Source organism: Nonomuraea angiospora, from assembly GCF_014873145.1.
Classification (GTDB): domain Bacteria; phylum Actinomycetota; class Actinomycetes; order Streptosporangiales; family Streptosporangiaceae; genus Nonomuraea; species Nonomuraea angiospora.
Genome location: NZ_JADBEK010000001.1, coordinates 8,300,597 through 8,311,605 on the forward strand (window position 1 = coordinate 8,300,597; position 11,009 = coordinate 8,311,605).

Annotated in this window: 14 protein-coding genes; 11 read left to right on the forward strand and 3 right to left on the reverse strand. The window is 69.0% G+C overall.

Translation table 11 applies throughout. The annotated features are described in order from the left end of the window. Positions 1–13 precede the first annotated feature (13 nt). From H4W80_RS38040 to ccsB, 5 genes are all read left to right on the forward strand, one after another. A complete protein-coding gene (locus tag H4W80_RS38040; RefSeq protein ID WP_192789476.1) occupies positions 14–652 on the forward strand; it encodes a histidine phosphatase family protein in 639 nt (212 codons plus the stop codon). 71 nt (positions 653–723) lie between these two features. Then, complete coding sequence (locus H4W80_RS38045) at positions 724–1,290, forward strand: TlpA family protein disulfide reductase (protein ID WP_318787253.1); 567 nt, start codon at positions 724–726, stop codon at positions 1,288–1,290. Then, entirely contained in the window at positions 1,283–2,005 is a 723-nt protein-coding gene (locus tag H4W80_RS38050) for a cytochrome c biogenesis CcdA family protein (RefSeq protein ID WP_192789478.1), read from the forward strand. The genes H4W80_RS38045 and H4W80_RS38050 overlap by 8 nt, the downstream gene beginning before the upstream one ends. Further along, entirely contained in the window at positions 2,005–3,564 is a 1,560-nt protein-coding gene (gene resB / locus H4W80_RS38055; protein WP_192789479.1) for a cytochrome c biogenesis protein ResB, read from the forward strand. Before H4W80_RS38050 ends, resB begins: the two co-directional genes overlap by 1 nt. Continuing rightward, entirely contained in the window at positions 3,554–4,528 is a 975-nt protein-coding gene (ccsB, locus tag H4W80_RS38060) for a c-type cytochrome biogenesis protein CcsB (RefSeq protein ID WP_192789480.1), read from the forward strand. Before resB ends, ccsB begins: the two co-directional genes overlap by 11 nt. Positions 4,529–4,533: 5 nt before the next feature. Here ccsB and H4W80_RS38065 read toward each other — a convergent pair whose 3' ends face one another. Then, on the reverse strand, positions 4,534–4,824 hold the full coding sequence (locus tag H4W80_RS38065; RefSeq protein ID WP_185069979.1) for a PLD nuclease N-terminal domain-containing protein: 291 nt from the start codon (positions 4,822–4,824) through the stop codon (positions 4,534–4,536). Between the two features lie 414 nt (positions 4,825–5,238). Here H4W80_RS38065 and H4W80_RS38070 point away from each other — a divergent pair, with 414 nt between their 5' ends. Continuing rightward, complete coding sequence (locus H4W80_RS38070) at positions 5,239–6,021, forward strand: hypothetical protein (protein WP_225963881.1); 783 nt, start codon at positions 5,239–5,241, stop codon at positions 6,019–6,021. A gap of 10 nt (positions 6,022–6,031) precedes the next feature. After that, the gene (locus H4W80_RS38075; RefSeq protein ID WP_192789482.1) at positions 6,032–6,274 is read left to right on the forward strand and encodes a hypothetical protein; all 243 of its coding nucleotides are present in this window, start codon (positions 6,032–6,034) and stop codon (positions 6,272–6,274) included. Positions 6,275–6,409: 135 nt separating this feature from the next. On the opposite strand, the gene H4W80_RS38080 is transcribed toward H4W80_RS38075, so the two are convergent. Continuing rightward, complete coding sequence (locus H4W80_RS38080; protein ID WP_026214226.1) at positions 6,410–6,631, reverse strand: BldC family transcriptional regulator; 222 nt, start codon at positions 6,629–6,631, stop codon at positions 6,410–6,412. Positions 6,632–6,888: 257 nt separating this feature from the next. Between H4W80_RS38080 and H4W80_RS38085 the strand changes: the two genes are divergently transcribed. Beyond that, positions 6,889–7,107 (forward strand): DUF4229 domain-containing protein, encoded by a 219-nt coding sequence (locus H4W80_RS38085; RefSeq protein WP_192789483.1) that lies wholly within the window; start codon positions 6,889–6,891, stop codon positions 7,105–7,107. On the opposite strand, the gene H4W80_RS38090 is transcribed toward H4W80_RS38085, so the two are convergent. Beyond that, on the reverse strand, positions 7,104–8,309 hold the full coding sequence (locus H4W80_RS38090; RefSeq protein ID WP_192789484.1) for a delta-60 repeat domain-containing protein: 1,206 nt from the start codon (positions 8,307–8,309) through the stop codon (positions 7,104–7,106). The genes H4W80_RS38085 and H4W80_RS38090 overlap by 4 nt on opposite strands. A gap of 106 nt (positions 8,310–8,415) precedes the next feature. Here H4W80_RS38090 and H4W80_RS38095 point away from each other — a divergent pair, with 106 nt between their 5' ends. The 3 genes from H4W80_RS38095 (at position 8,416) to H4W80_RS38105 (ending at position 11,009) form a co-directional block, all read left to right on the forward strand. After that, on the forward strand, positions 8,416–9,132 hold the full coding sequence (locus H4W80_RS38095) for a demethylmenaquinone methyltransferase (protein WP_192789485.1): 717 nt from the start codon (positions 8,416–8,418) through the stop codon (positions 9,130–9,132). A gap of 163 nt (positions 9,133–9,295) precedes the next feature. Continuing rightward, positions 9,296–10,549, forward strand: a complete 1,254-nt coding sequence (locus H4W80_RS38100) for a geranylgeranyl reductase family protein (RefSeq protein ID WP_192789486.1) — start codon at positions 9,296–9,298, stop codon at positions 10,547–10,549. A gap of 64 nt (positions 10,550–10,613) precedes the next feature. After that, positions 10,614–11,009: an NADH-quinone oxidoreductase subunit A gene (locus tag H4W80_RS38105; RefSeq protein WP_185069986.1), complete on the forward strand. Its 396-nt coding sequence runs from the start codon at positions 10,614–10,616 to the stop codon at positions 11,007–11,009.

Here is an 11,009-nt window from a genome sequence, read left to right on the forward strand (position 1 = left end):
GCTGTGGCACACCATGGCAGAATCCACCGTCGTCCACCTGCTGCGCCACGGCGAGGTGCACAATCCCGCCGGCGTCCTGTACGGCAGGCTCCCGGGCTACCACCTGTCCGAGACGGGAAAGCTCATGGCCGAGACGGTCGCCAAGGCCGTGGGCGGCCGCGACATCGTCGCCATCTACAGCTCCCCGCTCGAGCGCGCCCTCGAGACCGCGGCGCCCCTCGCCGAGAAGCTCGGCCTCGACATCGTCCAGGACGAGCGCCTGATCGAGGCGGGCAACCTGCTCCAGGGCCGCCCGGTCGGCCAGGGCCTGGCAATCCTGCGAAACCCGCGCAACTACCGCTATTTCTGGAACCCGCTGCGCCCGTCCTGGGGCGAGGCGTACCCGTCGATCGTCCGGCGCATGAAGTCGGTGATCGACGACGCCAGGGCGGCGGCGCGCGGGCACGAGGTGGTGCTCGTCAGCCACCAGCTCCCCATCTGGACGATCAGGTCGGCCGCCGAGGGCCGCCGGCTCTGGCACGACCCGCGGCGCAGGCAGTGCGCGCTGGCCAGCCTCACCACGCTCTCCTTCGACGGCGACCGCCTCGTGAGCATCGGCTACAGCGAGCCCGCCGGGTCGCTTCAGTCCGGTCCGTCCGTTCCCGGGGCCTGATGTCCGGAGCGAGGGGGCTCGCCGGTAGAGTTGCAAGCTCTACCGGTTGTAGTACAAGGAGATCTTCCTCCGTGCGCGCCAAGTCCATCTCTCTCCTCCTCCTGGGCCTGCTGGTCGCCGGCTGCGCGGGCAACCAGGGCGGCCAGCCGCAGGCCGGCGACACCCGTTTCGTCGCCGGTGACGGGAAGATGCAGGTGTTCGACGCCGGAGAGCGCAAGGCCGCGCCCGCGGTCGAGGGGCCGACCCTCGACGGGTCCACCGCCTCGCTGGCCGCGCACAAGGGCAAGGTCGTGGTGATCAACTTCTGGGCGTCGTGGTGCGGGCCGTGCCGGGCGGAGGCGCCGGTGCTCAAGGAGGTCGCGGCCAAGACCAAGGCCGGCGGCGTGGAGTTCATCGGCGTCGACTTCAAGGACCGCCAGGCCGACGCGCTGGCGTTCGAGCGCACCGAGAAGACCGGCTACCCGCACATCTTCGACCAGCCGGGCAAGGTCGCGCTGGCCTTCCAGGGCACGGTGCCGCCCGCGGCCATCCCGTCCACGCTGATCATCGACAAGCAGGGCAGGATCGCCGCCAGGGCGCTCGGCGCGGTCAAGTACACCGACCTGCTCAACACCGTGACCAAGGTGCGCGATGAGTGACGTCGTGGCCTCGGGCTCGCTGCTGCTCGCGGTGCCGATCGCGGTGCTGGCCGGGGTCGTGTCGTTCCTGTCGCCGTGCGTGCTGCCGCTGGTGCCGGGCTACCTGTCGTACGTGACCGGCATGAGCGCCGACCCGAAGCGGGGGCGGCTGGTGCTGGGGGCGGTGCTGTTCGTGGCCGGGTTCGGGCTGGTGTTCGTGCTCAGCGGGGCGCTGTTCGGCGGGCTCGGCTCGGTCGTGCTGGGCCACGTCGAGATCATCACCCGGGTGCTCGGGGTGCTGACCATCCTGCTCGGGCTCGCGTTCCTGGGGCTCGTCCCCGGGCTGATGCGTGACGTGCGCATCCACAAGGTGCCCGCGGCGGGCCTCGCCGGGGCGCCGCTGCTCGGCGTGGTGTTCGGGCTGGGGTGGACGCCGTGCATCGGGCCCACGCTGGCCGTCGTGCTGGCGCTCGGGCTCAACGAGGGCAGCGCCGCGCGTGGCGCCCTCCTGGCCGTCGCGTACGCGCTCGGCCTCGGGCTGCCGTTCGTGGTGGCGGCGCTCGCGTACAGCAGGGCCCTGCGCACGTTCCGGGCCATCCGCAAGCACTCGCGCCTGATCACCAGGATCGGCGGCGGCATGATGGTGGCCGTCGGGGTGCTGCTCGTGACCGGGCTGTGGGGAGAGATGATCGCTGCCATGCAGGGCCTCATCGGCGGATTCGTGCCGGTGATCTGATGAGCGTCAAGGAGCTGGAGAAGGAGCGGACGCCGCAGCAGGCGGGGTTCGGGCCGGTCGCCTGGCTGCGGTGGGGCTGGCGCACGCTCACCTCGATGAAGACGGCGCTGATCCTGCTCTTCCTGCTCGCGCTCGCCTCGGTGCCGGGCTCGCTGGTGCCGCAGCGCGGCGTCGACCCCGACAAGGTGGCACAGCTCTACCAGCAGAGCCCCACGCTGGCCGAGTGGTACGACAGGTTCCAGCTCTTCGAGGTGTTCACCTCGGTCTGGTTCGCGGCGATCTACCTGCTGCTGTTCACCTCGCTGATCGGCTGCGTCGTCCCGCGCGCCGCCACCTACGTGCGCGAGCTGCGCCGCAAGCCGCCGGCCGCGCCCAAGCGCCTGTCGCGCCTGCCCCACTCCGCCTCGTTCGAGAGCGACCTGGACGCCGGCGAGGCCGCCGCGCGGCTGCGCAAGCTGCGCTTCCGCGTCGTGACCGGCGACGGGTGGGTGTCGGCCGAGAAAGGCTATCTGCGCGAGACCGGAAACCTCTTCTTCCACGTCGCCCTGCTGGCCATCCTGCTCGCGGTCGGCTTCGGCTCCCTGTTCGGCTACCGCGGCAACGTCCTGGTCGTCGAGGGCGACGGGTTCGCCAACACGGTGGCCGCCTACGACCGGTTCATCCCCGGCAGCCAGGTCTCGGCCGAGTCGCTGGAGCCGTTCTCCTTCCAGCTGGAGGACTTCAAGGTCGCCTACCAGGTGACGGGGGAGAAGCGGGGCCAGGCGCTCGACTACACGGCCCGCCTGAAGGTCAACGACTCGCCGGGGTCGCCCGCCCGCGCGTACGACCTCAAGGTCAACGACCCGCTGGAGATCAACGGCACGCAGACCTACCTGATCGGCAACGGCTACGCCCCCGTCTTCAAGGTCACCGACGGCAAGGGGCAGGTCGCCTTCGAGGGCCCGGTGCCGTGCCTCATCGAGGCCAAGGCCACGATGACCTCGGGATGCGTGGTCAAGGTGCCCGACGCGCAGCCGTCGCAGCTCGGGTTCCTGCTGCAGTTCCTGCCCACCAGCGTGCCGCTCACGGACGGCACGTACGCCTCGGCCTTCCCCGGCGAGCTGAACCCCGAGGTGCAGCTCATAGGGGCCTTCACCGGCGACCTGGGGCTGCGCTCCGGCCAGCCGCGGTCGGTCTACGAGCTCGCGCCGCCCGAGCTCATGAAGAAGCTCACCCCGCTGATCATGGGCAAGAGCGTGCCCAAGCCGCTCGCCGTCGGCCAGTCGATCGACCTGCCCAAGGGGGCGGGCAAGCTGGAGTTCACCGGGGTCAAGCAGTGGATCACGCTTCAGACGGCCTACGACCCCGGTCGCATGCCGGTGCTGTTCGCCGCTGCCACGGCCGTCGTCGCCATCGCGCTGTCCCTGATGATCCGCCGCCGCAGGGTGTTCGTGCGGATCGGGAGCGGCGTGGTCGAGGTGGGCGGCCTGACCCGTACAGAAGGCTCCGCGGCGGGCTTCGCCGAGGAGTTCGCCGAGATCGTCAAGGTTCTATCCGCAGGAGAAAAGGATGTCCGCTGAGCAACTCGCGGAGCTGAGCGACCTTTTCGTCGTCGCCGCCGTTGTGCTGTACTTCCTCGCCATGGTCGGGTTCGCGATCGAGCTGGCCTTCGGCAGGTCCCGGCCGGACAGGGCGGCCGCCGTCGAGCGGTCCGAGGCCAAGCAGCCGGTCGCGGTCGGAGCGGGCGGGGCCGACGCGGCGCCCCCGGTCGACGGCCCAGTCGATGACACTGTCGCCAGCCCGCAGACCAAGGAGCCGTCGGGCGGGGGGCTCAGGGCCGGCAAGGTGGCCCTGGTGCTCGCCTGGGTCGGCTGGGCGGCCAACTTCGCCGCCATCGCCACCCGCGGCATGGCCGTGGACCGGTGGCCGTGGGGCAACATGTACGAGTTCGTGGTGGCCATCTGCTTCGCCGCCGTGACCGCGTTCCTCGGCACCCAGATCCGCTACAACGTGCGCTTCCTCGGCGCCTTCGTGATGATCACGGCGGCGCTCGGGCTCGGCATGGCGGTCAAGTTCTTCTACACGGCGGCCGGGCCCGTCGTGCCCGCGCTGGACTCGTACTGGATCGCCATCCACGTCACCGCCGCGATCATCGCCAGCGGCCTGTTCACGCTGGCCGGCGTCGCCGGGGTCCTCTACCTGGTGCGCGGCGACGGGATGTCACGCCTGCCCTCGCGGGCCGACCTGGAGCGGGTGGCGCACCGGGCGATCGTGTTCTCGTTCCCGCTGTGGACGTTCGCGGTGATCGCGGGCGCGCTCTGGGCCGACCGGGCGTGGGGCCGCTACTGGGGCTGGGACCCCAAGGAGGTCTGGTCGTTCATCACCTGGGTGGCCTACGCCGCCTACCTGCACGCCAAGGTGACGGCCGGCTGGCGGGGCAGGGCCGCGACGATCGTGCAGCTCGTGGCGTTCGCCTGCCTGATGTTCAACCTGATCGGCGTCAACATCTTCATCAGCGGCCTGCACAGCTACGCCGACGTCTGATCGGCTCAGACGTCGTCGCCGCGCATGCGGCGGTCGAGGTCGCGCAGGAAGTCGGGGTCGTCGTCCGGCCCCTTCGGCATGCCCGGACCCGGGGGCACCGGCCACGCGGCGCGCGGGGCCCGCGGGCGGCCGCGCGCCATCCACACCAGACCGCCGAGCACCGGGATCAGGACGACGATCAGGATCCACAGGGCCTTTGGTACGTTCCGAACCTCATCTTCCGGTGCGGTGACCACGTCGAACAGCGAGAAGAGCCAGAAGACCAGCAGCGCCAGGCCGATCAGTACACCTGCCATTCCTGAACTGTAAGCCATCCGCGACGTGATCGTGCTTCCCGATGTCCCATTTCAGGTGACTAGGGGAAGACATGCGTCGTACCGTGGAGGCCGATGCGGCGAAGCAGCCGGACTCCACGGGCGTTGAGAGGTGCGATGGCCTTTTCTGACTCCAAGGCGTCTGGTGACAAGGGCCGGCATCGGCGCGGCCGTTGGTGGCGGCGCGGGTCGTACCTTTTCTCGCGGCGCGGCGAGGCTCCCCCCGACGCGGAGCGCTCCGTCTGGTTCAACGCCCGTGAGAAGCCCTTTGAGAGCCGCGCGGACGCCAAGGCACGCAAGAACAGGGGGCGGGGGCCCGACATGCCCAGAGGCCGGCCTGGGCGAGCCGCAGAGCGCGAGGGGACGAGATGGCCGGGTGACGAGCGAGGTGAGCGGATGGCGTGGCCGGGCGACGAGGTACGACGGCCCTCCGAGACGAGCTGGGACGGGTTCTCGTTGCGCGAGCGTGGCGAGCGACTCCCCGCGGCCGTGGTCGAACGCCCCCGCTACACCTGGTACGACTTCGAGCTCGACGACCAGCCCAGGGCCCAGCCCAACCGGCCCGGCATCCCGTCCATGGGCGACGGCCTGCGCCACTGCGGCAAGCTGGAGTCCATCCTGCACCGCCAGTGGGACGCCAGGCAGGGCCCGCCGTCGGCGGACGTCGTACGCGCCGTGGAGAGCCTCGCCCGCCTGCCGGAGCGGCTGAAGGAGAAGCTCGCGGCCGGGCTGGAGGGCATCTACGTCGGCCGCGGCGGCGTCCCGGACCTCGACGACATGGGCTACTTACGCGGCGCCCCGCTCCCGTCGGGCCGCGCCACCTGGGACATCTGCGCGGGCGCGTACGGCGACCGCAAGATCGTCGTGGGTGACCGCCCGTCACCGACCCCGGACGTGATGATGCACGAGGTCGGCCACGCCATCGACGACATCGACTCGGCGTACGGCGGCTGGGTCTCCGACTCCCCCGAGTTCGTCCGCCTCTACGACACGGCCATGCCGCTGCTGGCCTCGACCTTCCACCGCCAGGGCGGAGGGCTCGGCCGCAAGGAGTTCTTCGCCGACGCCTTCGCCGCCATCGCCTCCCGCCAGCGTCCGGCCCTCGTGGACATGCTCGGGGGAGACACGCGGATGGCGCTGGACATCATGCTCTTCTTCAACCGGCGCTACGGAATCTAGGTGATCGGACATGTACGTCATCCGGCTCGCGGACGGGACCCTGCGCGTGCCGCAGAGCCTGACCAGCGAAGACGGGCGTCTGATCGGGAACGCGTACGTCGAGGTGCAGCCCGGTGATCCCGACTACGACCAGTGGTTGCCGGAGGCGCTGACGGAGGAGGAGCTGGCCGAGCGCCGCAACCAGTGGGAGAAGGAGAACGACGAACTGGAGCGTGAGTTCCTGGCCTTCAAGGCGCGGCAGGAGGACGCCTGAGCGACCAGACAGGCGCCAACCACGGTCGGCGGTTGGCGCCGCCTCATGCTGCCGGACGGAAGTGTGGGCCGAAAGCACGCGAACAGTGGTCGCGCCGGCGGTGATCCTGCCGTCGCAGGATCACCGTCTGCACGGTCAGACGCGCGGGGACTCACCTGCCGGCCTGTCGGCCGTCAAAACGTCCTCGCCACGTAGAAGGGCGTGCACTTCCGACTCGCGGAACCGCCGGTGCCCTCCGGGGGTGCGGATACTGCTGATGCGGCCTGCCGCAGCCCAGCGTGTAACCGTCTTTGGGTCTACCCGGAAGAGGGCGGCAACCTCTCCTGGGGTCAGCAGACGCTCGCTGCTACTCTCCACCAATCTCTCCCCCTCGCATCCCGCTTCCTGCCAGCGGGCGGACAGGTAACCAGTGTGTCGAGCGAAGCCTGATTTATCCGTGGTTTTCTGCAAAGATCACGGGTTGTTATCAGCTGACTGCCCGATTGTTATATGATAGAGCCTCTTTGGGGCTCTCGTGGGTGTTTCTTTACGAAACTCCCTGACTGGGAACAGTAGCATCGCTCGCGTTCGATGCGAAGAGCGACCGGTCCACGGGTCCGAGTAACCTCGAACCTGTGCCTCCTGTTCTCGTTTACACACTGTCGCGCATCGGCATCTTTGTGGTCACTCTCGGGGTGCTGTGGCTGCTCGGCCTGCAAAACCCGCTGGCGCTGATCGCCGCGTCTTTCTTGATCAGCGGCATAGCGAGCTACGTCCTGCTCAGCAAGCAGCGTGATGCCGTGAGTGAGCGCATCAGCAACAAGATCGACCGGCCGAAGCCGCAAGACGACTAGGGCAGGGGGAACATGCCAATCCGGGCATGGTACTCCCGTCCGAGTCGGGTTGTGTCGCTACCGACAAGTAGTCCACTGCGATGCGCGTAAAACGCCTTCACGCCGATGCCGCGCTCCCGTGTGGGATTCCAACTGAGGGCCATTCCCGTAGTCGGATGAATGGCGCCGATCCCCGGGCGTGAGACCGCTCCGGGGCCGGCGGAGTCCCGCCCCTGCGGATTGTTCAGCCAGCGCTGATGCCCGCCGACGTAGACCGCCGCGCCCGTCACGGAAACCGCGTAGAGCGAGTCGCCTCCGGTGGCGTTCACCCAGGTCGGCTTGATGGTGGCGCCCTTGGTGTAGGTCTCGAACCTGGCGGCCGTGTCGCACATCCCGCCCTTGGGCCCGCCGGTGGTGACGACCGCGAAATAGCGGCCGTCGGGTGAGAAGTCCAGGCCGCGCACGTACGAGGGGAACGCGCTCATGCACGGGCGCGCGTACGCCTCGGTCCGCCACGGTGCGAGCCTGGCGGTGGGGCCGCTGATGTCGATGAGCCCGAGCTGCGGCCTGGACCGGCCGTCGAGCGTGGTGAACGAGCCGTCCACGAGGAGCCGGTAGCGGGTGGCGGCGATCGCGTAGACCTTCACGCTGGGCGTGAGCGAGCCGCCGGGCGTGATGCCGAACGCCGGGTCGGCCGCGCCCGTCGTCGCGTCGATCCTGGCCAGCGCGGTGCGCGGGCTGGTGAAGTCGCCGCCCACGTAGAGCTTGGAGCCCTGCCTGGCCAGCGTCGAGACCATGCCGCCGCCGATGCGCGGCGCGAAGCCGGTCACCAGCGAGCCGTCGGAGAGCTTGAGCCTGGCCAGCGACCTGGCGGGCGAGTCGTTGACGCCGATGAACTCGCCGCCGACGTAGACGGTGCCCTGGTCGCCGGCGGCCAGGCCGTACACGGGGCCCGGGACGACCGGCGCGAAGTCCGGCAGGACCCGTCCCGTGGTCAGGCTGTAGGCGAAGAGGTTGGAGCGCGGGTAGGCGGTGGTGCGGGCGGCGTCGCTCACCTCGCTGAAGGAGCCGCCGACCACGACGGTGTCGCCGACGACCGTGATCGCGTTGACGATGCCGTCGAGCACGTGGGGAGTGCTGTCTACCGGGTCGGCCGAGACGACGCGGAAATGCGCCGTGGGAGCCGAGGCGATGAGCGCCGCAAGGGCGACACGGGCAAGCATTCGCCAAGTTTTAGCAGACGTTCAGTAGTCTCGCTGCTACTTTCCGTTAAATGTCGTGTTCATGGCCCCGGGTATGGGCCTGGAAGGCACCCCATAGTCTTGGGCTATGACGCGCGCTCAGTTGGACAAACAGCCGGACGAGGTCGCCGCGATGTTCGATCGCACCGCCCGGCGCTACGACCTGGTCAATGACGTGATCTCCCTCGGGCAGGTCAGGATGTGGCGCAAGGCGGTGGCCGCGGCCGTCGACGCGGGCCCCGGGGAGCTCGTGCTCGACCTGGGCGCCGGCACCGGCACGTCCACCGACGCGTTCACCACGCTGGGCGCGCGGGCCATCGCGTCCGACTTCTCGCTGGGCATGCTCCGCACCGGCGTGCGCCGCCACGGCGGCAACGCGCTGTCGGGTGACGGGGTGCCCTTCATCGCGGGCGACGCGCTGCGGCTGCCGTTCGCCGACGACGTGTTCGACGCGGTGACGATCTCGGTGGCGCTGCGCAACGTCCACGACACCGAGCAGGCGCTGCGGGAGATGCTGCGCGTGACCAGGCCGGGCGGCCGGTTGGTGATCTTGGAGTTCTCCCACGTGAAGTACGGGCCCTTCGATCTCGTCTACCGCGAATATCTGATGAAGCTGCTGCCAAAAGTGGCCAAGGTGTTCGGCTCGAATGACGATTCCTATGAATATCTGGCGGAGTCGATCCGGGATTGGCCCGACCAGCGCACGCTGGCCCGGACCATTCAGGACGCCGGCTGGGAGCGGGTCGCCTGGCGCAATCTCACGATGGGCATCGTCGCCCTGCACAGAGGGTTCAAGCCGGCGTGAGACCACACGCGACACACCGTTCCTCTTGGATCACAGAACAGCACCCCGACTGCCACTATGTACTGGAAAAGCAGTAGACTGCGGGCCGACAAGTTTGTGAAGGGGTTCACAAAGGAACGAAGGCAGCACACCCCCGAGGCCTTCGAGCGTGTAGGACAGGACAGTGACCGTGCCAACAGCCACGAAGGCTGACGCTGACGTCATCGTCGTCGGCGCCGGTCCCGCCGGTTCCGCAGCCGCCTTTTACCTCGCTCAGGCCGGGCTCGACGTGCTGCTCCTGGAGAAGACCAGGTTCCCCCGCGAGAAGGTCTGCGGCGACGGGCTGACGCCGCGGGCGGTCAAGCAGCTGCTCAACATGGGCGTCGACATCGACGCTCCCGGCTGGATCAGGAACAAGGGGCTGCGCGTCGTCGGCGGCGGCCACCGCTTCGACCTCGACTGGCCCCAGCTCGAGCGCTTCCCCGACTTCGGCCTCGTGCGCACCCGCCAGGACTTCGACCAGATCGTCGCCGCCAACGCGGTCAAGAACGGCGTGCGCCTGATGGAGGGCGTGACCGTCACGGGGCCCGTCCTCGACGACCGCAGCGGCCACATCGTCGGCGTGACGACCAAGGACGGCCGCGAATACCGCAGCCGCGTGGTGGTGGCCGCCGACGGCAACAGCACCCGGCTGGCCCTGGGCATGGGGCTGCACAAGCGCGAGGACCGCCCGATGGGCGTGGCGGTGCGGACGTACTTCGAGAGCCCGCGCCACGACGACGACTACCTCGAGATCTGGCTGGAGCTGTGGGCGCAGGAGAAGCTGCTGCCCGGCTACGGCTGGATCTTCGGCGTCGGCGACGGCACCGCCAACGTGGGTCTCGGGCTGCTCAACACCAGCGCGCAGTTCAAGAACATCGACTACCGGGACCTGCTGCGGACCTGGTGCAAGGCCATGCCTCCCGAGTGGGAGTTCACCGAGGAGAACATGACGGCCCCCATTCGCGGCGCCGCGCTCCCCATGGCCTTCAACCGGCAGCCGCACTACACGCGGGGCCTGGTGCTCGTGGGCGACTCGGGCGGGTCCATCAACCCGTTCAACGGCGAGGGCATCGCCTACGCCATGGAGACCGGCGAGATAGCCGCGGAGGTCATCGCCAAGGCCCTCAGGGGCACCACCCCCGCGGAGCAGGAACGCACTCTGAGGACCTATCCTCAGGTGCTGAAGGACGCCTACGGCGGCTACTTCACCCTGGGCAGGCTGTTCGTCGAGCTCATCGGAAAGCCGGGCGTGATGGGCTTCGGCACCAGGCACGGTCTGCCTCACCCGAGGCTGATGCGCTTCGCCATCAAACTCCTTGGTAATCTCACCGACCGGCGAGGCGATGCGTCAGACATGATCATTAACGCTCTCTCGAAGGTCGCGCCACCAGCATGAATCTCAGAATTGACAGATCCGGCTGCGCGCCCGCGCGCGCGGCGACTCCGGAGGAGGCGTAGCGATGGACCTTTACGTGCCCATCCTGGTGCTCGCCGTTCTCGCGGGGGGCTTCGCGATCTTCTCGGTCGCCATCGCTCCCTTCACCGGCCCCAAGCGCTGGAACCGCGCCAAGCTTGACGCCTATGAATGCGGCATCGAGCCGACGCCCCAGCCCGTCGGTGGTGGACGGTTCCCGCTCAAGTACATGGTCACCGCGATGCTCTTCATCGTGTTCGACATCGAGATCATCTTCCTCTACCCATGGGCGGTCTCGTTCGCGCCGCAGACGAACGACGCCGGCCAGGTGCTCAGCTCCGGCCTGGGGCTGTTCGCGCTCGTGGAGATGGTGCTGTTCATCGTCACCGTGCTCGTCGCCTATGCGTACGTGTGGCGCCGCAAGGGTCTGGACTGGGACTGA